Below are 24,184 nucleotides of genomic sequence, written 5' to 3' on the forward strand. Positions count from 1 at the left end.
TATGCCCTTGAGGTCAGATCAGATCGCGACCCACGGGGCCGTGATGCTTGACAGTGAAACCGTCCGCTTCGCGCTGTGGGCACCCGATGCCCACCGTGTCGAGGTGTGCCTGGAGCCGGACGTGCGCCATGCCCTCGAGCGCGGCGCCGACGGTTGGTTCAGCGCGCGCCTGCCGGGCAGCGCCGGCAGGCGCTATCGGTACTGCATCGACGGCGACCTGCAAGTGGCCGACCCTGCCTCGCGCTTTCAACCCGAAGGCGTGCATGGCCCCAGCCAGCTCGTCGACCTTGCCCGCTATCCCTGGCAGCACACCCACTGGCGCGGCCGCCCCTGGCACGAGGCAGTGATCTACGAGGTACACGTGGGCCTCATGGGCGGCTACACGCAGCTGATCGAGCATCTGCCGCGCCTGGCCGACATGGGTGTGACCGCACTCGAATTGATGCCCCTGGGGCAGTTCCCCGGCGAGCGCAACTGGGGCTATGACGGCGTGCTGCCTTTTGCCCCACAGCACAGCTACGGCACGCCCGAGCAACTGTGCCAGCTGATCGACCAGGCCCACGGCCACGGCCTGATGGTGATGGTGGATGTGATCTACAACCACTTCGGCCCCGACGGCAACTACCTGAACCACTACGCACAGGGTTTCTTTCGCCAGGACCGGCACACGCCCTGGGGCGCGGCCATCGACTTTCGCAGGTCGCAGGTGCGCGATTTTTTCATCGAGAACGCCTTGATGTGGCTGCACGACTACCGCGTCGACGGCCTGCGCCTGGACGCCGTGCATGCCATCGGGCATCCCGAGTACCTGCGCGAGTTCAGCCAGCGGGTTCGCCAGACCCTTCCGGCAGACCGACAAGTGTGGCTGGTGCTAGAGAACGAGCACAACCAGGCGCACCTGCTCGAGCAGGCCTACGACGGCCAATGGAATGATGACGGCCACAACGCCCTGCACGTGTTGCTCACCGGCGAGCAGGAGGCCTATTACGCCGACTACCGCCAGGCGACCATCCAGAAGCTGGCCCGCTGCCTGAGCCAGGGTTTCGTGTTCCAGGGCGAAGCGGACCGAACGGGTCGACCGCGTGGCGAACCCAGCGACCACCTGCCACCCAGCGCCTTTGTGTTGTTCTTGCAGAATCACGACCAGGTCGGCAACCGCGCCCTGGGTGAACGCCTCACCCGGCTGTGTTCGCCCCAGGCCCTGCGGGCCGCTACCACCCTGCTGTTGCTGTCACCGATGGTCCCGCTGCTGTTCATGGGGGAAGAATGGGGCAGCGATACGCCGTTCCTGTTTTTCACCGACCACCACGATGAACTGGCCGATGCCGTGCGCGAGGGCCGACGGTCCGAGTTCGCCGGCTTCAAAGCCTACGCCGACCCTGTGCAACGGGCTGCGATTCCCGACCCCAATGCCCTGTCCACCTACCGTGCTTCACGCCTGCAGGTAACGGACGACCCACAGCAACCCTGGCAGGCCTTTTACCGCCAGCTGTTGCACCTGCGCCACCAGCACATCGTCGCCCTCTTGCCCGGCTGCCGCGCAGAAGGCGCCGAAGTGATCGGCGACAAGGCCCTGAGCGCACGCTGGCAGTTGGCCGATGGCCGCACCCTGCGCATCGACCTCAACCTCGGCCCGCTGGCAGTGCCCTGCAGCCTGCCCCCGGCCTCGACGCACCTGTATGCCTGTGCCAGCGAGCCCCTGTCCAGCGAACACCTGCCCCCCTACTCCACCCTGGTCAGCCTGCTGCCCAAACCTTTGCCGGAGCCTGACCATGACTGACGCACACCTGCAGGAACTAGCAACGCTTGCCGGGCTTTCAGTGGAGTGGATCGACGCCAACGGACACCCGCAGCGCGTCAGTGATGACGCCTTGCGCCTGGTCCTGGCCGGGCTCGGCCACCCGGCCGACGACCCACAGGCCATCGCCGCAAGCCTGGCCGCGCTGAGAACCGCCCACGACGCCCGGCACCTGCCGCCGCTATTCACCGCCGATGAACACCAGGCCCTGGACCTGTCTGCCTACTTTGCCCCTGCCAGCCCCGTCGCGGTGCAGCGCGAGGACGGCAGCCAGCAGCAGCTGCAATTGGATGCGCAGGCAGCCTTGCCCGCGGGATTGCCCATCGGCTACCACCAGGTCGAAATCGACGGCCAGCGCTTTACCCTGGCCGTCGCCCCCACCCGCTGCTTCAGCCTTGGCGATGCGCTGGATACGCCAACACCCCGCTGCTGGGGCATCAGCGCGCAACTCTACAGCCTGCGCCGTGCCGGCGATGGCGGCTTCGGCGATTGCCAGGCGCTGGAGCAACTGGCGCGCAGCGCTGCCGAACGGGGCGCCGATGCCCTCGCCATCAGCCCGCTGCATGCCATGTTCGCCAGCGACACACAGCGCTACAGCCCCTACTCACCTTCCAGCCGCTTGTTCCTCAACAGCCTGTACGCCAACCCATCGGTGATCTTGGGTGATCGCGTCGTGCGGGTGGCCCTCGAGACCCTCGGGCTCGAGTCGAGCGTCGAACAACTCGAGCGCCTACCCCTGATCGACTGGCCCCAGGCCGGCGCCGTACGCTACCGATTATTGCAGTTGCTGTTCGATGACTTCATCGACGGCGATCACCCACTGCGGGCCGATTTCGACAGTTACTGTGCGCAGGCCGGCGATGCACTGGAACAACACTGCCGCTTCGAAGCGTTGCTGGCCGAGGCGCACGCCCGTGGCCTGAGCCACGACTGGCGGCAATGGCCCGACGCCTGGCACGATCCGCACAGCCCGGAAGTCGCCGCGTTCGCCCGGCAGCATCGCGAGCAGATCCAGTTTCATGCCTTCTGCCAATGGCTGATCGAGCGCAGCCTGCAACGGGCCCAGGATGCCGCCCGCAGCAACGGCATGGCCATCGGCCTGATCGCAGACCTGGCCGTCGGCGCCGACGGTGCCGGCAGCCAGGCCTGGAGCCGCCAGGACGAGCTGCTGGCCGGCCTGAACGTCGGTGCGCCGCCCGATATCCTCAACCGTTCGGGGCAGAACTGGGGCATTTGCGCCTTTTCTCCCGAAGGCCTGCGGCGCAACGGCTACCGCGCGTTCATTGAAATGCTGCGGGCCAACTTCGCCCACGCCGGCGGTTTGCGCATCGACCACATCATGGGTCTGCAGCGCCTGTGGCTGGTGCCGCTGGGCGCCCATGCCCGCGACGGCGCCTACCTCAATTATCCGCTGGACGACCTGCTGCGCCTGCTGAGCCTGGAGTCGGTGCGCCACCGCGCCATTGTCCTGGGTGAAGACCTGGGCACCGTGCCGCAAGGCCTGCGCGAAAAGCTTGCGCAGCGCGCCATGCTCGGCATGCGCGTGCTGCAGTTCGAGCAGGATCCGCCCGGCCACTTCAAACCCATCCTCGACTGGCCGGACAACGCCCTGGCGACCTCCAGCACCCACGACCTGCCGCCATTGGCCGGCTGGCTGCAGGCCCGTGACATCGACTGGAACCAGCGCCTGGCGCTGATCGATGACCTCACCGAGCGCCACTGGCGCGAAACCCGCCAGCAGGAGCACGCAGGCCTGCAGCGCATGCTGGAACACAACTACGGCGCCCTGGCCGACAACGATGCACTGATCGACGCCTGCGTGCGCTTTCTCGGGCACACCCGTGCCCCGTTGGTGTTGCTGCCGCTGGAAGACCTGCTGGGCGTCGACGAGCAACCCAACCTGCCCGGCACGGTCGACAGCCACCCCAACTGGCGCCGCCGCTTTGCCCTGCCGGCCAGCGAACTGCTCGACGACGATGATGCCGCTCGACGCCTGGAACTGCTTGCCCAGGCCCGCGAGCAGGCCTGGGAGCGCGACCGATGAAACCCCTGAGTGCCACCCTGCGCCTGCAGTTCCATGCCGGCTTCAGCCTCGACGATGCGGTGCCCCTGGTGCCCTACTTCGCCCGCCTGGGCATCAGCCACCTGTACGCCTCCCCCTTGCTCAGCGCCAGGCCCGGCTCGATGCACGGCTACGATGTGGTCGACCCGACCCGGATCAACCCGGAGCTTGGCGGCGAAGCGGCCCTGCTGCGCCTGGTGGCTGCGCTGCGCCAGCACGGCATGGGCCTGATCCTCGATATCGTCTCCAATCACATGGCCGTGGGCAGCGACAACCCCTGGTGGCAAGACCTGCTGACCTGGGGGCGGCGCAGCCGCTATGCGAGGTTCTTCGATATCCAGTGGCACTCCAGCGACCCCTTGCTCGAAGGCCAGTTGCTGCTGCCTTTCCTAGCCAGCGACTACGGCGCGGTATTGCAGGCAGGTGAGCTGCGACTGCGTTTCGATTCAGCCAATGGCAGTTTTCATGTGCAGCACCATGAGCACCGCTTTCCCATCAGCCCGACCGACTATGGGCAGATCCTCTGCCTGAGCGACAGCACCGAGGTCCAGGCCCTGGGGATGCGTTTTGTCGCCCTGCACAGCGCCACGCAAGCCGCCGACAAGGCACCGGGCTTGCAGCAGGAACTGGCGGCACTGGCCGTCGAGCAGCCCATCGATCATCTGCTGCCAGCCTTCGATGGCCGGAGCGCCGAAGGCTTCGAGCGCCTGCACGGGTTGCTGGAAAGCCAGGCCTATCGTTTGGCCAGCTGGCGCACCGCTGCCGACGACATCAACTGGCGGCGCTTTTTCGACATCAACGAACTGGGCGGCCTGCGGATCGAGCGCAGCGAGGTGTTCGAGGCTACCCACCACACCCTGTTCGAGCTGATTCGCCGTGGCCTGGTCGACGGCCTGCGGATCGACCACATCGACGGCCTGGCCGATCCACGCGGCTACTGCCGCAAACTGCGCCGGCGTGTCGACCGCCTGCTGGCCGAGCGACCGTTGACTGCGGCGCTGGAGCACTTCCCGATCTACGTCGAAAAGATTCTCGCCGCCAACGAGCAACTGCACCGCGACTGGGGCGTGGACGGCACTACCGGCTACGAATTCATGAACCAGGTCAGCCTGCTGCAGCATGACCCGGCGGGCGAAGCCCGGTTGAGCGAAGCCTGGAGTGCCCTGAGCGAACGCCCAGGCTTTGCCGAAGAGGTGCGCCTGGCACGCCAGCAGGTACTCAACGGCAGCCTGGCCGGCGACTTCGAGTCGGTGGCCCAGGCATTGTTGCAAGTGGCCCGTGACGACCTGATGAGCCGCGACCTGACCCTGGGTGCGATCCGGCGCACGCTGCAGGCGCTGGTCGAGCACTACCCGGTATACCGCACCTACCTCAATGCCGCGGGCCGCCCGCCGGAGGACGAACCCTTCTTCCAGGCGGCCTTGCAGGGCGCCCGGCAATCCCTGGGCGAAGGCGACTGGGCCGTGCTCGACGCCCTGCAGCGCTGGCTGGGTGGGCAACCCTGGCGCAGCCTGCCTGCCGGTCGCACCCGCAAGCACCTGCGCCATGCCTGCATTCGCTTCCAGCAGCTCACCTCGCCTACCGCCGCCAAGGCCGTGGAAGACACCGCCTTCTACCGCTCGGCCCTGCTGCTGTCGCGCAACGACGTGGGCTTCGATGCCGAGCGTTTCAGTGCGCCGGTGGAGGCTTTCCACCACGCCTGCCAGCAACGCCAGCAGCACTTTGCGCTCAACCTGTCGAGCACTGCCACCCACGACCACAAGCGGGGTGAAGACACCCGCGCGCGCCTGGCGGTATTGAGTGAGCGCAGCGCCTGGCTGGTCAGCCGGATCGGGCACTGGTGCGAACTGGCAACGCCCCTGCGCGCGGACCTGGCCGACGGCATCGCCCCGAGCCCTGGCGATGAATGGCTGCTGTACCAGACCCTGCTCGGCAGTTGGCCGTTGAACCTGGACCCGGACGACGCATTGGCCCTGCAGGGCTACGCACAACGCCTGCAGCAATGGCAACGCAAGGCCCTGCGCGAAGCCAAGCTGCGCAGCAGCTGGAACGCGCCGAACGATGCCTACGAACAGGCCTGCCTGAACTTTATCGACGCCCTGTTGCTGGACCCGCAGAACCAGCAACTGCGCCACTCACTGGCCCAGGCCGCAGATACCCTTGCCTGCCCCGGCGCCCTCAACAGCCTGGGCCAGTGCCTGCTGCGCATGACCGCACCCGGTGTGCCAGACCTGTACCAGGGCAACGAATTCTGGGATTTGAGCCTGGTAGACCCGGACAACCGCCGCCCGGTGGATTTTGCCACCCGCCGCCAGGGCCTCGATGAGAGCACCACCGTGGCGCAGTTGCTTGAGGATTGGCGCAGCGGCCGGGTCAAACAGGCCCTGATCAACCAAGTGCTGAAGCGTCGCCAGGATTACCCCGGACTGTTTGCCGAGGGCCGCTACCTGCCGCTGCAGGTGCGCGGCAGACACGCCGAGCGGGTCGTGGCGTTTGCCCGCGTCGGCGACTCGGCACAGGCGATCGTGATCGTCCCACGGCTGGCCTGCGCCTTGCTTGGAGATTCCCCGATTCCCTTGATCCCGGCGCAGAACTGGGACGACACACACCTGCTGTTGCCGCCTGCCTTGCCACCTGCCAACTACACGGGACTTTTTGCCACCAGCGTAGTCACACCCTCAAAGGAGCTGTTACTCAGCGCTGTACTCAAGGAGTTCCCGGTCAACGTATTGATTGATCATGCCTAAGCCATCAGGAGCGTCGAGATGAGTGTCGAAGAAAAACGAATCCGCGAATTTGCCTATCAGATCTGGGAGTCGGAAGGTAAGCCCGAGGGCCAGGAGTCCCGTCACTGGGAAATGGCGCGCAAGCTGGCCGAAGCCGAAGCCCTGGCACCCAAGGCCACGCCGCGCAAGGTCAAGGCCAAGCCTGCGGCGGCGCCTGAAGTGACGCCGGCCAAACCTGCAGCTGCCAAAAAACCGCGCACCACGAAAAAGCCGCCGGTGGCCTGAAATCCATAGCACGGCAAGCCCGCTCCCACACAGGCCCCGCCATCACTTGCAGGAGCGGGCTTGCCCCGCGATGGCCCAGACACATCGACAAGGAGCCCCATGAGCAAGCCAAAAGCTACCGCCGCCCCCGTTGTCGAACCCTCGCGCATCCGCGAAGGCCTGCCCTTTCCGCTGGGCGCCACCTGGGACGGCCTGGGGGTCAACTTCGCCCTGTTCTCCGCCCACGCCACCAAGGTCGAACTGTGCCTGTTCGACCTTGGTGGCGAGGTAGAGCTCGAGCGCATCGAGCTACCCGAGTACACCGATGAAATTTTCCACGGCTACCTGCCCGACGCCCACCCGGGGCAAATCTATGGCTATCGGGTACACGGTCCGTACGAGCCGCAAAACGGCCACCGGTTCAATCCCAACAAGCTGCTGATCGACCCGTACGCCAAGCAATTGGTCGGCGGCCTCAAGTGGTCTGAAGCCCTGTTCGGCTACACCATCGGTCACCCCGATGGCGACCTGAGCTTCGATGAGCGCGACAGCGCACCCTTCGTGCCCAAGTGCAAGGTCATCGACCCGGCCTACACCTGGGGTCGCGACCAGCGCGTGGGCATTCCCTGGGAGCGCACGATTATCTATGAAGCACACGTGCGCGGCATCAGCATGCGTCACCCGGCGGTGCCAGCCGAAAACCGCGGTACCTTTGCCGGGTTGATGTGCGACGAGTTGCTCGGCCACATCAAGCAGCTGGGGGTGTCGTCCATCGAGTTGCTGCCGATCCATGCCTTCGTCAACGACCAGCACCTATTGCAAAAAGGCCTGAACAACTACTGGGGCTACAACAGCATCGCCTTCTTCGCCCCGCACCCGCGCTACCTGGCCAACGGCAAGATCGCCGAATTCAAGGAGATGGTCGCGCACCTGCACGATGCAGGCCTGGAAGTCATTCTCGACGTGGTCTACAACCACACCGCCGAAGGCAACGAACTGGGCCCGACCCTGTCGATGCGCGGTATCGACAACGCTTCCTACTACCGCCTGATGCCCGACGACAAGCGCTTCTACATCAATGATTCAGGCACCGGCAATACCCTGGACCTGAGCCATCCCTGCGTGCTGCAGCTGGTCACCGATTCGCTGCGCTACTGGGCTGGCGAGATGCATGTGGACGGCTTTCGCTTCGACCTGGCGACCATCCTTGGGCGTTACCACGAAGGCTTCGATGAGCGTCACAGTTTTCTCGTGGCCTGTCGCCAGGACCCGCTGCTCAGCCAGGTCAAACTGATCGCCGAGCCCTGGGACTGTGGCCCCGGCGGCTATCAGGTGGGCAACTTCGCCCCCGGCTGGGCCGAATGGAACGACCGCTTTCGCGACACGGTACGGGCCTTCTGGAAAGGCGACGAGGGCCAGCTGGCCGACTTCGCCGCACGCATGACCGCCTCTGGCGAGCTGTTCAATCGTCGCGGACGCCGGCCTTACGCCTCGGTCAATTTCATCACCGCCCACGACGGCTTCACCCTGCGCGACCTGGTCTCCTACAACGACAAACACAACGAGGACAACGACGAGAACAACCAGGACGGCAGCAACAACAACTTGTCGTGGAACCACGGCGTCGAGGGGCCGACCGACGACCCTGAGATCAGCGCCCTGCGCCTGCGCCAGATGCGCAACTTCTTCGCCACCCTGCTGCTCGCCCAGGGCACGCCGATGATCGTCGCCGGCGACGAGTTCAGCCGCACCCAGCACGGCAACAACAATGCCTACTGCCAGGACAGCGAGATCGGCTGGGTCAACTGGGAGCTCGACGACGAAGGCACGGCCCTGCTCAAGTTCGTCAAGCGCCTGACCAAGCTGCGCCTGGCATACCCGGTACTGCGCCGTTCGCGCTTTCTGGTCGGCGACTACAATGAGGCGATCGGGGTCAAGGATGTGACCTGGCTGGCCCCGGATGGCAGCGAGATGAGTGTCGATCAATGGCAGGACAGCCAGGGACGAACCCTCGGCATGCTGATGGATGGTCGCGCGCAGGTCAGTGGCATTACTCGACCGGGAGCCGATGCGACCTTGCTGTTGATCGTCAATGCCCACCACGATGCGGTCACCTTTACCCTGCCCCAGGTACCCGAGGGCGAAAACTGGAACTGCCTGATCGACACCGACCGGCCACAACTGCGCAAGGGCGAACGGCATGAGTTCGACACACCGCTCGAAGTGGCTGGACGCTCACTGGTGCTGCTGGAGTTGCAACGCGAGGACGACACATGACGGGCGGGAACTGAACCCGGGCGGGGCCAGTCCCATGCAGTAGGCTTGCCGACAAGGAGCAACCGTGAATCTCGAACCGCACCCTTCCATCCTTGCAGATACCCGCCAGGCACCGCCGGTGCAGCGCCTGCGGGTGCTGACCGTCAACACCCACAAGGGCTTTACCGCCTTCAACCGCCGCTTCATCCTGCCTGAGCTGCGCGAAGCCGTGCGCAGCACCCAGGCCGACATCGTGTTCCTGCAGGAAGTGCTCGGCAGCCACGATCGCCACGCCGCCCGCTATGCCGGCTGGCCGCAGACCTCACAGTACGAGTTCCTCGCCGACAGCATGTGGAGTGACTTCGCCTATGGACGCAACGCCGTCTACCCCGACGGTCACCATGGCAACGCCCTGCTGTCGAAGTACCCGATCATCGAGCACCGCAACCTCGATGTCTCGATCACCGGCCCCGAGCGCCGCGGCCTGCTGCACTGCGTGCTGGATGTACCCGGCCAGCACCAGGTGCATGCCGTGTGCGTGCACCTGTCGCTGCTGGAAAGCCATCGACAAAAACAGCTGCAGCTACTGCGCCGGCTGCTCGACTCGCTGCCGGCCGACGCGCCGGTGATCATTGCCGGTGACTTCAATGACTGGAAGTTGAGGGGCAACCGCACCCTGGGTTTGCACCGCGGCTTGCACGAGGCATTCGAGCGTCATCATGGCCTGCTGGCGCGCACCTACCCCGCCCGCCTGCCGTTGCTGCGCCTTGACCGTATCTACTTGCGCAATGCCAGTAGCCACGCCCCGCAGATTCTGGGTAACAAACCCTGGAGCCATCTCTCCGATCACCTGCCCCTGGCGGTGGAAGTGCACCTTTAGCAATGATTCGGCATAGCCACCACGGCTGAAAGAGCCGTGGCGACTATGAAACATGAATAATTGTTAATTTTCAGCCTATTGGGGCATCCAATAGCTTGACAACAGATCCATAACACCTTCTTGACGCCTGCCCTGTCCTCTCCTTAGCTACAAGTAATGCCGCATCCTTGCTCCGAGCCTCTAGCTCGCGCCTTTCGGCGCGCGGCAGGAACTTTTTTGCTGGTTTGGGTCGCCCTCTGGTTTTGCCTTACAGCCCGTGACATCAGGCCAGGACCTTGGCTGTAATACAGAGGAGATCCGCCATGAAAAAAACTCCGACTCCTACGGGCTTTGAGTATGTTTTCTACGCGGTTTCCACGTCGCTGCTTCTTGCAACCCCGTTGGAAACCCATGCGTTGGGCCTGGAGGATAACGACCCTTTCACCAGCTTTATGCAACGGCAAGCGCAGCCACAAGGGCAAGTCCTGCCAACGCCGACCCTGGCGCTGGTACCGGTCAGCGCCAGTGGCCTGAACCTGCACACCTTGAATGCATTTTCCGACCGCATGGCCGAGCGCAACGCCCCACCTGCCACCGACGCCATTGCCAGCCAATGGGCACAATTCTTCCCGGCACCGATGAAAAACGGTGCGGCAGAACCGTCGCGCCTTGACGCGCGCACCCAGACCCTGCAAATCAGCCCGGACCTGTTCGTACGTGAAACCGGCGGCGGCAATACTCACCGCGCCGGTTTCTTCGTTGGCCACAGCAACCTGCAAAGTGGCTTCGATGGCATGCACAAGCCCCAGGTCGGCGACAAGAAAACCGCTGTGAACCTGGACGGTGAAAGCCTGGGTGTGTACTGGAGCATGACCCACGACCAGGGCTGGCACCTGGATGCCGTGGCCATGGGTACCCGCTTCGACATCAACGGACGCAGCGAGACCGGCCAGCGCCTGGATGGCAATGGCCATGCGCTGACCTTGTCGGTCGAAGGTGGCTACCCCATCAGCCTGGGTGAGAACTGGACCCTCGAGCCCCAGGCACAGTTGATCAACCAACAGTTCTTCCCCGGCAGCCAGACCCAGGCGGCTACCCAGCAAGCCTTCGATGAACAACCGAACTGGACAGGCCGGGTCGGGGCCAGGTTGTCGGCCCGCTACAACGTGCGTGGCATGCCGATCGAACCCTTCCTGCGTACCAACGTCTGGTACGACTTCTCCAATGCCGACACGGTCAGCCTGGACAAGGTCGACAAGATCAGCAGCGGACGCAATTCGGCCACGGTGGAATTGGGCTTGGGGCTGGTGGCACGGGTAACACCCAAGGTCGCGCTGTTTGTAAGCGCCGACTACAGCAGCGATGTGGATGACAACGACTTGAATGGCCTGATCGGCAACCTGGGCGTGCGGGTCAGATGGTAGCTGCAGGAGCGGGCTTGCCTCGCGAGAGGCCGGTGCAGGCAATACGGGCCTCTGGCGAGGCAAGCCCGCCCCTGCGGTCAGGCGGGGCGCAGGATCAGCACGCCCAACGGTGGCAGGTTCAGGGCCAGCGATTGCGGCTGGCCGTGGCTGGGGATGGCTTCGCTGGCTACCTCGCCCAGGTTGCCGTGGTTGGTCCCGGCATAGCCTTCGGCATCGCTGTTGAGCACCTCGGCCCAGCGCTCGCCAAACGGCACACCGATGCGATAGCGCTCGCGCGGCACCGGGGTGAAGTTGGCCACCACCAGCAATGGCTCGCCGTTCGCGCTCCAGCGCAACCAGGCATAGACGCTGTTGTGGGCATCGTCACCGATCAGCCACTGGAAACCCTGGGGCAGGCAGTCCTGTTCATGCAGCGCGCGCTCGTCGCGGTACAGGCGGTTGAGGTCGCCGACCAGGCGCTGCACCCCCAGGTGCTCGGGGTACTTGAGCAGGTACCAGTCCAGTTCGCTGTCGTGGTTCCACTCGCGCCACTGGCCGAACTCGCAGCCCATGAACAGCAGCTTCTTGCCCGGATGGGTCCACATGAAGGTCAGGTAAGCGCGCAGGTTGGCGAATTTCTGCCAGCGGTCACCGGGCATCTTGTCGATCAGCGAGTGCTTGCCGTGGACCACTTCATCGTGGGAGATCGGCAGGATGAAATGCTCGGAGTAGGCATAGATCAGGCCGAAGCTCATTTCATTGTGGTGATAGGTGCGGTGGATCGGGTCGTTCTGGATGTAATGCAGGGTGTCGTGCATCCAGCCCATGTTCCATTTGTAGGCAAAGCCCAGGCCGCCCTGCTGGGTCGGCTGGCTGACCCCGGGCCAGGCCGTGGACTCTTCCGCGATCACCAGGGCACCGGGCACCTCGAGGGCCACGACGTCATTCAGGTGGCGCAGAAAGTCGATGGCCTCGAGGTTTTCCCGACCGCCATGGCGATTGGGCACCCACTCGCCGGCCTTGCGTGAATAGTCGCGGTAGAGCATCGAGGCCACGGCATCGACCCGCAGCCCATCGATATGGAAATGCTTGAGCCAGTGCAAGGCCGAGGCCAGCATGAAGCCATGCACTTCAGTACGGCCCAGGTTATAGATCAGGGTGTCCCAGTCCTGGTGAAAACCTTCGAGCGGGTTGTCGTACTCGTACAACGCCGTGCCGTCGAAACGTGCCAGACCATGGGTATCGGTAGGGAAATGCGCCGGTACCCAGTCGAGGATTACACCGATGGACGCCTGGTGACAGGCATCGACGAAGGCAGCGAAGTCTTCCGCACTCCCATAGCGGGCTGTCGGGGCGAACAGCGACAGTGGCTGATACCCCCAGGAACCGCCAAAGGGATGCTCCATGATCGGCATCAGTTCGATATGGGTGAAGCCGGTCTGCTGGATATACGGCACCAGTCGCTCGGCCAGTTCGCGCCAGTTGTAGAAGCGCGCCACCTCGCCGGTGTCGTCCAGCTCGCATTGCCAGGAGCCGGCGTGCAGTTCGTAGATCGACAGCGGCGCGCTGGTTGCCTGGCGCTCACCGCGCACCTGCATCCACACCTGGTCCTGCCAGTCATGGGCCAGCGGCCCTGCCACCCGCGAAGCGGTGCTGGGCGGCAGCTCGGTGGCGCGGGCCAACGGGTCGGCCTTGAGCGGCAGGATGCCTTCTCGACCGAGCACTTCATACTTGTAGGCTTCACCGGCGGTCAGGCGCGGCACGAATATCTCCCAGACGCCGGAGGGATGACGCAGGCGCATCGGGTGGCGTCGGCCGTCCCAGTTATTGAAATCGCCCACTACCGAAACTCGCCGGGCATTGGGCGCCCACACCGAAAAGCGCACGCCGTCGATACCTTCGACCTGTGTCAATTGTGCGCCCATGCTCCCGGACAGGTCGCGATGGTTGCCCTCGGCAAACAGATACAGGTCCATGTCGCCCAGCAGCGGCCCGAAGCTATAGGGGTCTTCGGTGATCTGCTCGCCGCCCGCCCAATGGATGCGCAGCACATAGGGTTGCTGCTCGGGCAGATGAGCGATGAACAACCCCGGCACTGGCTGCTGCTCGAGTTCGCCCAGCACCCGCCCGTCGTCACGGGCCAGGGCCTGGACGCTCAAGGCATTGGGCAGATAGGCGCGGACAAACTGGCCGCCTGCACCATCAGGGTGCGGGCCAAGCACGGCGAATGGGTCGGCATGCTCGGCCCTGACCAGGGCGTCGCCGTCTCGATGACCCAGCCCGCCTTCCTCGCGCTTGCGTTGATTCATTAGCTTTCTCCCCAGGTACTTGTCAGGCCATGCAGGCCATGCAAAGGCACGGCCAGCCAACTTGGGCGGTTTTCGGCTTCATACAGGATTTCGTAGGCGGCCTTTTCCAGGCTGAACAGTTCCAGTGCCGCACGCTCGCCGTCGGCATGTTCCCAGGCATGGGGCATGGCCGCGGTGGCCAGCCCATAGGCCTCGACAAACGCATGTCGGGCCTGGTGCAGATAACGCCTGGCAACCCGCTGGCGTGCCTGGCGGGCACTGTCCGACAGGTCGACACTGGAGGTACTGCGCAGCACCATGGCAGCAGCATAGTCGAAGGATCGCAACACGCCGCTGACATCCTTGTAGGGGCTGTGCCTGGCCCTGCGCTCATCGAGCGGGCGCGCTGGCTCGCCCTCGAAATCGATCAGGTAGGCATCGCCCTGTACCACCAGCACCTGCCCCAGGTGCAGGTCGCCGTGCACGCGCATCAACAGGCCGCCCTGGGCTTGCTTGCTCAAGCTCGCGACCGTGGCCAGCAGGTCTTTGCGTTGCTGTTGCAGGTCATCGACCAGGGCCTGGCTTTCGGGGTCGAGTTCGCCACGGTGCTGTTTGAGCAGGTCCAGGGCGCGGGTCAGTTGGCTGCTGATCTGCTTGCCCCAGGCCTGGCAATCGCGTGATGTGCTGGCCCGTGGCTGGAAGTCCGGGTCCTGGGTCGGCGCCGCCAGTAACAGATGCATCTCGCCCAGGCGTTGCCCCAGCAAGGCAGCAAAGTCGGCCAGGTCCTGCAATGCATCGGTATGGGCATCCAGGGTTTGCTCGCCGGGCTCCAGTTCGTCGCGGATGGCCCGCTCCAGGTTGTTCTGGGTCCAGTCCCAGGCGTCGCCCTGGTTGCTCAGGTAGCCCTGGGCGATCATCAACAGGTGGGGTTGCTGACCGGCATCGACGCGGCTGACCCAACCCAGCAACGGCGAGATATTGGCAAAGCCGGCAGCGGTCAGGTAGGCGCTCATTTCCAGCTCCGGATGCACCCCGGGGTTGACCCGCCGGATCAGCTTGAGCACCAGGCTGCCACCGACCACCACCGAGCTGTTGGACTGCTCGGCCGAGAGGTAGCGCACTTGGGCCTCATCGCCCAGGTTCAGGGCGGCCAGTTGCTCGGTGGCGTTGAAGCACAACTCGCCGTCGGCACAGGGCAGCCGGGTGCCTGCCTGGCAGCCGACCAGCACTGCGCGGACAAAGCTCTCGAGCACGAAACCATCGGTGATCAGGCCCACCTGGCGTCCGCGTCGGACCCGCGCCAACGCCAGTTGCTGGGGTGGCGCGCTGTTGATCTGGTCTTCGCCGATCAGGCCGAAGGGCAGCTGGTAGCGGCTGCTGTGGCCGCCACTCTTGACCTCGATCTCACTGAGCAGCACCGGGCTGGTCGGTGCACCAAAGCGCACGCCATAGGCAATATGCACCTGGTCGATGCGTGTTTCCTTGCCTGCGAACCAGCGGCGCTTGGGCAGGTACTGGGGCAGGATGCTGTCTTGCAGGGTGTCGCGGGCCGGGGTGTCGAGCAGCTCTTCCATGCGCTTTTTCAGCACCAGCGTGGTGAACTCTGGCAGGCTCTGGGCCGGCTCCTGGTGCCAGCTGGGCATCTGGTCCTTGGGCGCCAGCAGGAACCAATAGAAGCCATAGGGCGGCAGAGTCAGCAGGAACGGCAACTGGCCAATGGGCGGGAAGGCGCTGGCGCCGAGCATTTCCACCGGCACCCTGTCGGCGTACTGCGACAGCTCAAGCTCCGCGGCCTGGGCGGCGCGGGAAACATTGGCCACGCAGAGGATGATCTCGCTCTTGCCGTCGGGCCCGGTGTACTCGCGGATGTACGCAAGAATGCGGCGGTTGGTCGGCGAAAGCATTTTCAAACTGCCCCGGCCAAAGGCCTTTTGCTGCTTGCGCACCGCCAGCAGCCGGCGATTCCAGTTCAGCAGCGAATGCGGATCGTTGGCCTGGGTCTCGACATTGACCGAGGCGTAGCCATACAGCGGGTCCATGATCGGCGGCAGCACCAGGCGCGCCGGATCGGCACGTGAGAAGCCGCCGTTGCGGTCGATCGACCACTGCATGGGGGTGCGCACACCGTCGCGGTCGCCCAGGTAGATGTTGTCGCCCATGCCGATTTCGTCGCCGTAATACAGCGTCGGCGTGCCGGGCATCGACAGTAGCAGGCTCGACAGCAGCTCCACGCGGCGCCGGTCACGCTGCAGCAAAGGCGCCAGGCGCCGGCGGATGCCCAGGTTTATGCGCGCCCGACGGTCCTCGGCATAGTAGTTCCACAGGTAGTCGCGTTCGCGATCGGTGACCATCTCCAGGGTCAGCTCATCGTGGTTGCGCAGGAAGATCGCCCACTGGCAGTTGGGGGGGATCTCCGGGGTCTGGCGCAGGATGTCGGTGATCGGGAAGCGGTCCTCCTGGGCCACGGCCATGTACATGCGCGGCATCAGCGGGAAGTGGAACGCCATGTGGCACTCATCGCCCTGGCCTTCGCCGAAATACAGCTGGGTATCCTCCGGCCATTGGTTAGCCTCGGCCAGGAGCATGCGATCGGGGTAGTTGGCGTCGATCTCGGCGCGGATCTGCTTGAGCACCTGATGGGTCTCGGGCAGGTTCTCGTTGTTGGTGCCGTCGCGCTCGATCAGGTACGGGATCGCATCCAGGCGCAAGCCGTCCACCCCCAGGTCGAGCCAGTAGCGCATCACCCCGATCACCGCCTTCATCACCTGCGGGTTGTCGAAGTTCAGGTCGGGCTGGTGCGAATAGAAGCGGTGCCAGAAGTACTGGCCGGCCACCGGGTCCCAGGTCCAGTTGGACTTCTCGGTGTCGAGAAAGATGATCCGCGTGCCGTCGTATTTCTGGTCGGTGTCGGACCACACGTAGAAGTCCCTGGCCTTGCTGCCGGGCTTGGCGTGACGGGCCTTCTGGAACCAGGCGTGCTGGTCGGAGGTGTGGTTGATGACCAGCTCCGTGATCACTCGCAGGCCGCGCTTGTGCGCCTGGGCGATAAAGCGCTTCACGTCGGCCAGGGTGCCGTAGTCCGGGTGCACCGCCTTGTACTCGGCAATGTCGTAGCCGTCGTCGCGCCGTGGCGAGGGGTAGAACGGCAGCAGCCACAGGGTGTTGACCCCAAGCTCTGCGATGTAGTCGAGCTTGGCGATCAGGCCCGGAAAGTCACCGATGCCGTCGTTGTTCGAATCGAAGAAGGACTTGACGTGCACCTGATAGATGATCGCGTCCTTGTACCACAGCGGATCGTCGATGAAGGCTGCCGGGCGGGTGCGCTTGGCCATGTTCGACTCCTTTCTAGAGGGCTTTTTCGATACGCCAGATACCAAACGGCAGGTGCCAGGGCTCGATGCGCATCCATTGGGTCTTGCCGTGCCAGGTCCAGCGGTGGCCGGTCATCAGGTCTTCACCGAAGGTATCGGCGTTGTCATCCAGGCCCAGCTCCCACAGCGGCAGTTCGAAGTGCGCTTCCTGGGCGTTGTGCGGGTCGAGGCTGATGGCGATCAGGATGAAGTTGTCGCGTTCGGCCGTGCGCTTGCCGAAGTACAGGATGTTGTCGTTCCAGGCGTTGAAAAAGGCCACGCCCAGGTGGGTCTGCAGCGCCGGATTCTGCCGGCGGATGCGGTTGAGCTGGGCGATTTCGGCAATGATGTTGCCCGGCTGGGTGAAATCCCGTGGGCGAATCTGGTACTTCTCCGAATCCAGGTATTCCTCCTTGCCGGGAATGGGTGTGGCTTCGCACAACTCGAACCCCGAGTACATGCCCCACAACCCCGAGCCCATGGTGGCCAAAGCGGCCCGGATCAGGAAGCCGGCGCGACCGGACTCATGGAGAAAGAACGGATTGATGTCGGGAGTGTTCACGAAGAAGTTGGGGCGGTAGCAATAGCGCCAGGGTGGCTGGTTGAGCTCTTCGAAGTAGCTTTGCAGCTCAGCCTTGGTATTGCGCCAGGTGAAGTAGGTGTAGCTTTGCGAATAGCCGACCTTGCCCAGGCGCGCCATCATTGCCGGCTTGGTGAAGGCTTCGGCAAGAAAGATCACGTCGGGGTGCTGGCTGCGAATATTGGCGATCATCCAGTGCCAGAACGGCAAGGGCTTGGTGTGCGGGTTGTCGACACGAAACATCTTCACCCCTTCCTGCACCCAGCCCAGCACCACATCGCGCAGGGCCAGCCACAAGGAAGGCACGGCATCGGCAGCATAGAAGTCGACGTTGACGATGTCCTGGTACTTTTTCGGCGGGTTTTCCGCGTAGCGAATCGTGCCGTCCGGGCGCCAGGAAAACCAGCCGGGATGCTCCTTGAGCCAGGGGTGGTCCTGGGAGCACTGAATGGCGAAATCCAGGGCGATCTCCAGGCCGTGCTCGGCGGCGGCGGCCACCAGCCGGCGAAAGTCCTCGCGACTGCCCAGTTGCGGGTGAATGGCCTCGTGCCCGCCTTCATCACTGCCGATGGCATAGGGGCTGCCCGGGTCCCCGGGTTCGGCCTGCAAGGCATTGTTGCGGCCCTTGCGATGGCGCACGCCAATGGGATGGATCGGCGGGAAGTACAGCACGTCGAACCCCATGTCACGGATCATCGGCAGGCGTTCATGCACATCGTTGAAGGTGCCATGGCGCTCGGGGTTGTCGGTGATCGAGCGGGGAAACAGCTCGTACCAGCTTGCAAACAACGCCTGGCGCCGCTCCACATCCAGGGGGTACTCGGGGCTGCGGCTCAGGTAGGTACGGTGGTCGGCCTCGCGCATCAGGCTGGCGGTATTGGCGTGCAGCAACTGCGCCACCTGCTCCTCGGGGGTCAGGGTCGGCAGCGCCAGGCGCAGCCCCTGCAACTGCTCGCGCAGCAGGCCCTGGCTGCGTTCGATGTTGTGATCAAGCAGCAGCAGGCCTTCCTGCAGCTCCAGGGGCACGGGAACGCCTGCGTTGAATTTCTTCTCCAGGTCATGGCAATAGGTGGCGAAGGGGTCGATCCAGGCCTCGATGCTGAACAGGTGCCGGCCTTGCTCGGTGACGGTGAACTCGGCCTGCCACAGGTCGTTGCCGGCGAACCTCATGGGCACGCAATGCCAGCGCCGGCTTTGGGCCTGGCGCCAATTGAGCATCACCGCCAGCGTATCGTGGCCATCGCTGTAGACCTTGCTGCTGACCTGCACCGCCGCCCCCACCACCGCCTTGACCGCGAACAGGCCGCCATCGAGCAAGGGCTGGGTGCTTTCGATCACGATCCTGGGTTCGAGCAGGGCCTGGGAGAGGCTGATGGCCTGGTCGGGATGATCAGTTGCCGGGGCTGTACGGTCGGTTTCGAAGGGCTCATCGCGGGTCATCGATCCTTGCTCCGTTACGAGGTAGGCGTAAGAGTTCAGAGCGGATGGGCGGCGTGGGGTTCAAAAAAAATGAGCGATTGACGCTCGCTGAAGTCGAAAACAACTGAGCCCGTCATCCATCACCCCATTGCGAGGTCAGGCCATGAACATCCCCATCCCGGCAGAAACGCCCGATCCGAATATCGACGACCCGACGCTGCCACCTGCGGTGCCGGATGAAGAGCCCGATGAATTGCCGGTAAAGCCGACGGTGCCGCCCACCGTAGGCGACCCGCCCAGTGACGAGCCGCCGGTGAAAGCGTAGACGATCGCGCCTGCAGGAGCTCGCACAGGTACGGCGCAGGCCAGCAACAGCGCAGCGATCAATTCAACGGCTGCTCAGCTCCTCGATGCTGATCTCGCGCATCCTGAACTTCTGCACCTTGCCGGTCACCGTCATCGGGAACTCGTCGACGAAACGGAAATAGCGCGGGGTCTTGAAGTGGGCAATGCGGCTCTTGCACCACTGCTGCAGTTCGATCTCGCTGGCGTTATGACCTGGGTGGAACTTGATCCAGGCGACGATTTCCTCGCCATAGCGTTCATCCGGAATACCGATCACCTGCACATCGGCCACAGCCGGGTGGGTGAAGAAGAACTCCTCGAGCTCCCGCGGATAGATGTTCTCGCCGCCGCGGATGATCATGTCCTTGTTGCGCCCGGCGATACACACATACCCCGCCTCGTTCATGGTCGCCAGGTCCCCGGTGTGCATCCAGCCTGCCGGATCGATCGCCTCGAGGGTGGCCTCGGGGTTGCCCCAATAGCCCAGCATGACGCTGTAACCCCGGGTGCACAGCTCGCCGATGGTGCCGCGCGGCACGATGCAGCCCTGTTCGTCGACAATCTTGCTTTCGAGCTGCGGCTGGGTACGCCCCACTGTGGTCACGCGCAGTTCCAGGTCGTCGTCCGGGCCGGTCTGCAACGACACCGGGCTGGTCTCGGTCATGCCATAGGCGATTTGCACCTCGCTCATGTGCATCTGGTCGATGACCCGGCGCATCACCTCGATCGGACACGTGGCGCCGGCCATGATCCCGGTACGCAGGCTCGACAGGTCCCGCTCGGTGCGTTGCGGGTGGTCGAGCATGGCGATGAACATGGTCGGCACGCCGTAGAGCGCGGTGGCCTGCTCCTGGGCGACGGTATCCAGGGTCAGCAAGGGGTCGAAGGCATCATTGGGGTAGATCATGGTGCTGCCGTGGGTAATGCAGCCCAGGTTGCCCATGACCATGCCGAAACAGTGGTACAGCGGGACCGGGATCACCATGCGGTCGTGCTCGGTCAGCCCCAGGCTCTCGCCGACCATGTAGCCGTTGTTGAGGATGTTGTAGTGACTGAGGGTGGCGCCCTTGGGGAAGCCGGTGGTGCCGGAGGTGTACTGGATATTGACCGGCTGGTCGAACTGCAGGCTGTGCTGGCGGGCCTGATAGTCGGCCGGTGTGGTGTGGGCAGCCAGCGAGGCCAGCTGGTCCCAGGCCAGGAAGCCTGCCGGTGGCGTGGCATCCAGGCTGATCAGCCCGCGCAGGGCCGGCAGCCGATCGCTGCGCAGTTCGCCGGTAACCTGGTCGCCGAGTTCGGGCAACAGCTCACCGAGCATGGCATGGTAATCGGAGGTCTTGAATGCGCCGGCGCAGATCAGCCACTGGCAACCGGACTGCTTGAGTACATACTCAAGTTCGCTGGTGCGGTAGGCGGGGTTGATGTTGACCAGGATCACGCCGATCTTGGCGCTGGCGAACTGGGCAATGCACCACTGCGCACAATTGGGCGCCCAGATGCCCAGCCGGTCGCCGGTCTTGAGCCCCAGGGCCATCAGCGCCCGGGCATGACAGTCGACGCTGTCGGCCAGTTGCCGCCAGCTGTAGCGCAACTGCTGGTGGCGCACCACCAGGGCCTCGCGCTCGGCGAAACGCGACACAGTATTGTCAAACGCCTGGCCGATGGTCATGGCCAGCAAGGGCTTATCCTGACGCCCCTGGGTATAGCTCGGTTGATTCATGGCGGTCCCTTGTTGTGGTTGTTCTGGGAACTGATTCAAGCGGGTCTTACTCTGGCTGATATTTACGTTAACGTAAAGGTCATGGTGCGATTGACAGTGATCGTTGGCAGGTTTACGTTAACGTAAAGGTGACGAACCTCATCGCTGGCACGGCCCGAGCGCTCCGCTGCCGGAGCTGGAATTGCCGGCGATAAGGCCGCTACGAACCACACAAGAACAAACAGACAAAAGGTGCCCACATGCGTTATCCGACCCTGAACTTCGCCCTGGGCGAAACCATCGACATGCTTCGCGATCAGGTGCAGTCCTTCGTCGCCGCGGAACTGGCGCCCCGTGCCGCGCAGATCGACCAGGACAACCTGTTCCCCGCCGACATGTGGCGCAAGTTCGGTGACATGGGCCTGTTGGGCATCACCGTCTGCGAAGAGTACGGCGGTGCCGGCCTGGGCTACCTGGCCCACGTGGTGGCCATGGAAGAGATCAGCCGCGGATCGGCCTCGGTCGCCCTCTCCTACGGCGCCCACTCCAACCTTTGCGTCAACCAGATCAACCGCAACGGCAACGCCGGGCAGAAAGCCAAGTACCTGCCCAAGCTGATCAGCGGCGAGCATATCGGCGCCCTGGCCATGAGCGAACCCAATGCTGGCTCCGACGTGGTATCGATGAAACTGCGCGCCGAAGCGCGTGGCGATCATTTCGTGCTCAATGGCAGCAAGACCTGGATCACCAATGGCCCCGACGCCAACACCTATGTGATCTACGCCAAGACCGACCTGGACAAGGGCCCCCACGGGATCACCGCCTTTATTGTCGAGCGTGACTTCAAGGGCTTCAGCCGCAGCAACAAATTCGACAAACTGGGCATGCGCGGCTCCAACACCTGCGAGCTGTTCTTCGACAACGTCGAAGTACCCAAGGAAAACATCCTCGGCGCCCTCAACGGTGGCGTGAAAGTGCTGATGAGCGGCCTGGACTACGAGCGCGTGGTGCTCTCGGGCGGCCCGACCGGTATCATGCAGGCCTGCATGGACCTGGTGGTGCCCTACATCCACGACCGCAAGCAGTTCGGCCAGAGCATCGGCGAGTTCCAGCTGATCCAGGGCAAGATCGCCGACATGTACACCCAGCTCAATGCCAGCCGCGCCTACCTGTATGCCGTGGCCCAGGCGTGCGACCGCAGCGAGACCACGCGCAAGGACGCCGCCGGGGTGATCCTCTACACCGCCGAACGCGCGACCCAGATGGCCCTTGAAGCCATCCAGATTCTCGGTGGCAACGGCTACATCAACGAGTTCCCGGCCGGGCGCCTGCTGCGCGACGCCAAGCTCTATGAAATCGGCGCCGGCACCAGCGAAATTCGCCGGATGCTGATCGGGCGCGAACTGTTCAACGAGACTCGCTAAGCGAGTCAGCGGTTAGCTTCCAGCGACAAGCTGCACGTAGAAGCAGTTGTAGCGCCGATCAACTCTTGCAGCTTGAAGCTTGCCGCTTGAAGCTGCGCCAGGAGCCCCGATGATTCTGAAAACCCAATTGAACCCCCGCTCTGCCGAGTTCGCGCACAACAGCGCGGCCATGCTCGAGCACGTCCAGAGCCTGCGCACACTGCTGGCCAAGGTCCATCAGGGCGGCGGCCACAAGGCACAGGAGCGGCACACCTCGCGGGGCAAATTGCTGCCCCGCGACCGTATCGACCGCTTGCTCGACCCAGGCTCGCCGTTCCTGGAAATCGGCCAGTTGGCCGCCCATGAGGTGTACGGCGAGGACGTGCCGGCGGCCGGCGTGATTGCCGGCATTGGCCGGATCGAAGGCGTCGAATGCATGATCGTGGCCAACGACGCCACGGTCAAAGGCGGCTCCTACTACCCGCTGACGGTCAAAAAACACCTGCGTGCCCAGGCCATCGCGTTGCAGAACCGCCTGCCCTGCCTGTACCTGGTGGACTCCGGTGGCGCCAACCTGCCGCGCCAGGACGAAGTATTCCCGGACCGCGAGCACTTCGGGCGGATCTTTTTCAACCAAGCCAACATGAGCGCGCTGGGCATCCCGCAGATCGCCGTGGTGATGGGCTCGTGCACCGCAGGCGGCGCCTACGTGCCGGCCATGGCCGACGAAGCGATCATGGTGCGCCAGCAGGCCACCATCTTTCTGGCCGGCCCGCCACTGGTCAAGGCAGCCACCGGTGAAGTGGTCAGCGCCGAGGACCTGGGCGGCGCCGATGTGCACTGCAAGACCAGCGGCGTTGCCGACCACTATGCCGACAACGACGAGCACGCCCTGGCCATCGCCCGGCGCTGCGTGGCCAACCTCAACTGGCAGAAACAGGGCACCTTGCAGCAACGCGCACCGATCGCGCCGCTGTACGATGCCCACGAGTTGTACGGCGTAGTGCCAGCCGATGCCAAGCAGCCCTTCGATGTGCGCGAGGTGATCGCCCGCCTGGTGGATGGTTCGATATTCGACGAGTTCAAGGCGCTGTTCGGCACCACCCTGGTGTGTGGCTTTGCCCACCTGCACGGCTACCCGATCGCCATCCTGGCCAACAACGGCATCCTGTTCGCCGAGGCCGCGCAAAAAGGCGCGCACTTTATCGAGTTGGCCTGCCAGCGCGGCATTCCCCTGCTGTTCCTGCAGAACATCACCGGCTTCATGGTCGGCCAGAAGTACGAGGCCGGCGGTATCGCCAAGCACGGCGCCAAGCTGGTGACCGCCGTGGCCTGCGCCCAGGTACCGAAGTTCACGGTGATTATCGGGGGTAGTTTCGGTGCCGGTAACTACGGCATGTGCGGTCGCGCCTACGACCCGCGGTTCCTGTGGATGTGGCCCAATGCGCGCATCGGCGTGATGGGCGCCGAACAGGCCGCCGGCGTGCTGGCCCAGGTCAAGCGCGAGCAGAGCGAGCGCAGCGGCCATCCGTTCAGCGCCGAGGACGAAGCGCGGCTCAAGCAGCCGATCCTCGACCAGTACGAGCACCAGGGCCACCCCTACTACTCCAGCGCCCGCTTGTGGGACGACGGTGTCATCGACCCGGCACAAACCCGCGACATTCTAGGCCTGGCGCTGTCCGCGGCCCTCAACGCACCGATCGAACAAAGCCGTTTCGGCATTTTCCGGATGTGA

Annotated in this window: 14 protein-coding genes; 10 read left to right on the top strand and 4 right to left on the bottom strand. The window is 64.3% G+C overall.

Annotated features, from left to right (window positions below; all coding sequences use genetic code 11):
• The first annotated feature begins 22 nt into the window (after positions 1-22).
• From treZ to NPS58_RS15545, 7 genes are all read left to right on the top strand, one after another.
• Positions 23-1,780, top strand: a complete 1,758-nt coding sequence (gene treZ / locus NPS58_RS15515; RefSeq protein WP_274116549.1) for a malto-oligosyltrehalose trehalohydrolase — start codon at positions 23-25, stop codon at positions 1,778-1,780.
• Entirely contained in the window at positions 1,773-3,842 is a 2,070-nt protein-coding gene (malQ, locus tag NPS58_RS15520; RefSeq protein ID WP_274116235.1) for a 4-alpha-glucanotransferase, read from the top strand. The genes treZ and malQ overlap by 8 nt, the downstream gene beginning before the upstream one ends.
• Positions 3,839-6,607, top strand: coding sequence for a malto-oligosyltrehalose synthase (locus NPS58_RS15525; RefSeq protein ID WP_274116236.1), 2,769 nt, complete (start codon positions 3,839-3,841; stop codon positions 6,605-6,607). Before malQ ends, NPS58_RS15525 begins: the two co-directional genes overlap by 4 nt.
• An 18-nt stretch (positions 6,608-6,625) precedes the next feature.
• Positions 6,626-6,871, top strand: a complete 246-nt coding sequence (locus NPS58_RS15530; protein WP_274116237.1) for a DUF2934 domain-containing protein — start codon at positions 6,626-6,628, stop codon at positions 6,869-6,871.
• A 99-nt stretch (positions 6,872-6,970) separates the two neighbouring features.
• The gene (gene glgX / locus NPS58_RS15535; protein ID WP_274116238.1) at positions 6,971-9,127 is read left to right on the top strand and encodes a glycogen debranching protein GlgX; all 2,157 of its coding nucleotides are present in this window, start codon (positions 6,971-6,973) and stop codon (positions 9,125-9,127) included.
• Between the two features lie 64 nt (positions 9,128-9,191).
• On the top strand, positions 9,192-9,986 hold the full coding sequence (locus NPS58_RS15540) for an endonuclease/exonuclease/phosphatase family protein (RefSeq protein WP_274116239.1): 795 nt from the start codon (positions 9,192-9,194) through the stop codon (positions 9,984-9,986).
• A 302-nt stretch (positions 9,987-10,288) separates the two neighbouring features.
• Entirely contained in the window at positions 10,289-11,389 is a 1,101-nt protein-coding gene (locus NPS58_RS15545) for an autotransporter outer membrane beta-barrel domain-containing protein (protein WP_274116240.1), read from the top strand.
• A 77-nt stretch (positions 11,390-11,466) separates the two neighbouring features.
• Here the strand turns inward: NPS58_RS15545 and glgB are convergent, their stop codons facing one another.
• Genes glgB through NPS58_RS15560 form a run of 3 tightly spaced genes read right to left on the bottom strand, consistent with a single transcriptional unit; the run spans position 11,467 to position 19,026 of the window.
• Positions 11,467-13,677, bottom strand: coding sequence for a 1,4-alpha-glucan branching protein GlgB (glgB, locus tag NPS58_RS15550; protein ID WP_274116241.1), 2,211 nt, complete (start codon positions 13,675-13,677; stop codon positions 11,467-11,469).
• Complete coding sequence (gene treS, locus NPS58_RS15555) at positions 13,677-16,988, bottom strand: maltose alpha-D-glucosyltransferase (RefSeq protein WP_274116242.1); 3,312 nt, start codon at positions 16,986-16,988, stop codon at positions 13,677-13,679. The genes glgB and treS overlap by 1 nt, the downstream gene beginning before the upstream one ends.
• 13 nt (positions 16,989-17,001) lie before the next feature.
• Entirely contained in the window at positions 17,002-19,026 is a 2,025-nt protein-coding gene (locus NPS58_RS15560; protein ID WP_274116243.1) for an alpha-1,4-glucan--maltose-1-phosphate maltosyltransferase, read from the bottom strand.
• Positions 19,027-19,168: 142 nt separating this feature from the next.
• Between NPS58_RS15560 and NPS58_RS15565 the strand changes: the two genes are divergently transcribed.
• Positions 19,169-19,330 (top strand): hypothetical protein, encoded by a 162-nt coding sequence (locus NPS58_RS15565; RefSeq protein WP_274116244.1) that lies wholly within the window; start codon positions 19,169-19,171, stop codon positions 19,328-19,330.
• Between the two features lie 63 nt (positions 19,331-19,393).
• Here NPS58_RS15565 and NPS58_RS15570 read toward each other — a convergent pair whose 3' ends face one another.
• Positions 19,394-21,067, bottom strand: coding sequence for an AMP-binding protein (locus tag NPS58_RS15570; RefSeq protein ID WP_274116245.1), 1,674 nt, complete (start codon positions 21,065-21,067; stop codon positions 19,394-19,396).
• A gap of 239 nt (positions 21,068-21,306) precedes the next feature.
• Here NPS58_RS15570 and NPS58_RS15575 point away from each other — a divergent pair, with 239 nt between their 5' ends.
• Together NPS58_RS15575 and NPS58_RS15580 are read left to right on the top strand one after the other, a co-directional pair.
• Positions 21,307-22,470: an isovaleryl-CoA dehydrogenase gene (locus NPS58_RS15575; RefSeq protein WP_274116246.1), complete on the top strand. Its 1,164-nt coding sequence runs from the start codon at positions 21,307-21,309 to the stop codon at positions 22,468-22,470.
• Between the two features lie 109 nt (positions 22,471-22,579).
• A complete protein-coding gene (locus tag NPS58_RS15580; protein ID WP_274116247.1) occupies positions 22,580-24,184 on the top strand; it encodes a carboxyl transferase domain-containing protein in 1,605 nt (534 codons plus the stop codon).

It is taken from the genome of Pseudomonas putida (assembly GCF_028682455.1).
In the GTDB taxonomy this organism is placed as follows: Bacteria; Pseudomonadota; Gammaproteobacteria; order Pseudomonadales; family Pseudomonadaceae; genus Aquipseudomonas; species Aquipseudomonas putida_AA.

Bases quoted from the DNA above. Each gene is read 5' to 3' on its own strand.
- malQ (WP_274116235.1), top strand. From the start codon at position 1,773: ATGACTGACGCACACCTGCAGGAACTAGCAACGCTTGCCGGGCTTTCA.
- NPS58_RS15525 (WP_274116236.1), top strand. From the start codon at position 3,839: ATGAAACCCCTGAGTGCCACCCTGCGCCTGCAGTTCCATGCCGGCTTC.
- NPS58_RS15530 (WP_274116237.1), top strand. From the start codon at position 6,626: ATGAGTGTCGAAGAAAAACGAATCCGCGAATTTGCCTATCAGATCTGG.
- glgX (WP_274116238.1), top strand. From the start codon at position 6,971: ATGAGCAAGCCAAAAGCTACCGCCGCCCCCGTTGTCGAACCCTCGCGC.
- NPS58_RS15545 (WP_274116240.1), top strand. From the start codon at position 10,289: ATGAAAAAAACTCCGACTCCTACGGGCTTTGAGTATGTTTTCTACGCG.
- glgB (WP_274116241.1), bottom strand. From the start codon at position 13,677: ATGAATCAACGCAAGCGCGAGGAAGGCGGGCTGGGTCATCGAGACGGC.
- treS (WP_274116242.1), bottom strand. From the start codon at position 16,988: ATGGCCAAGCGCACCCGCCCGGCAGCCTTCATCGACGATCCGCTGTGG.
- NPS58_RS15560 (WP_274116243.1), bottom strand. From the start codon at position 19,026: ATGACCCGCGATGAGCCCTTCGAAACCGACCGTACAGCCCCGGCAACT.
- NPS58_RS15565 (WP_274116244.1), top strand. From the start codon at position 19,169: ATGAACATCCCCATCCCGGCAGAAACGCCCGATCCGAATATCGACGAC.
- NPS58_RS15570 (WP_274116245.1), bottom strand. From the start codon at position 21,067: ATGAATCAACCGAGCTATACCCAGGGGCGTCAGGATAAGCCCTTGCTG.
- NPS58_RS15575 (WP_274116246.1), top strand. From the start codon at position 21,307: ATGCGTTATCCGACCCTGAACTTCGCCCTGGGCGAAACCATCGACATG.
- NPS58_RS15580 (WP_274116247.1), top strand. From the start codon at position 22,580: ATGATTCTGAAAACCCAATTGAACCCCCGCTCTGCCGAGTTCGCGCAC.